This is a genomic window from Streptomyces sp. E2N166 (genome assembly GCF_003671715.1).
In the GTDB taxonomy this organism is placed as follows: domain Bacteria; phylum Actinomycetota; class Actinomycetes; order Streptomycetales; family Streptomycetaceae; genus Streptomyces; species Streptomyces thinghirensis.
Genome location: NZ_RAIF01000006.1, coordinates 1,464,320 through 1,464,800, shown reverse-complemented (window position 1 = coordinate 1,464,800; position 481 = coordinate 1,464,320). Strand labels below are relative to the sequence as shown.

Sequence of the window (481 nt, the reverse complement as noted above, 5' to 3'; positions counted from 1 at the left end):
CGCGGTCACCGCCCCCGACGGCCGCCTCCCCGGTGACCTGATCGTCCGGACCACCCCCGACATCGACCTGCGCCACGGCATGCAGGTCCCCCTCCTCGTCGACCTCGCCCACCTGTTCGTCTTCGACCAGCACGGCGAGCGGATCTGCCCCGCCCCGGCGCGGCTGCCGGACCTGGAGGAGTGACCGCCTGGAACGGACCCGCCGGGAAGGTGACCCGCGCCACCATGGTGGCCGCCCCTGGTGCCATAAAACTATCGGCGCTAGTTTGGGGCGCGGACGACGAGGCCCGCCCGGAAGGAACGCGATGAAGGCACACGACGGCATGTACATCGACGGAGCCTGGCGGCCCGCCGACGGCCGGGACACGATCGAGGTCGTGAACCCGGCCGACGAGCAGGTGATCGGCAAGGTCCCCGCCGGTACCGCCCTGGACGTCGACACGGCCGTACGGGCCGCCCGCGCCGCCCTGCCGGCCTGGGC

General features: G+C 73.2%; 1 protein-coding gene and 1 pseudogene. Both read left to right on the top strand.

The annotated features are described in order from the left end of the window. Window positions 1–184 (top strand): annotated as a pseudogene (locus EBH09_RS38645) (sugar ABC transporter ATP-binding protein); the annotation flags it as partial. A gap of 121 nt (window positions 185–305) precedes the next feature. Then, a partial coding sequence (locus tag EBH09_RS38640) for an aldehyde dehydrogenase family protein (RefSeq protein ID WP_238697225.1) occupies window positions 306–481 on the top strand: 176 nt, incomplete at its 3' end.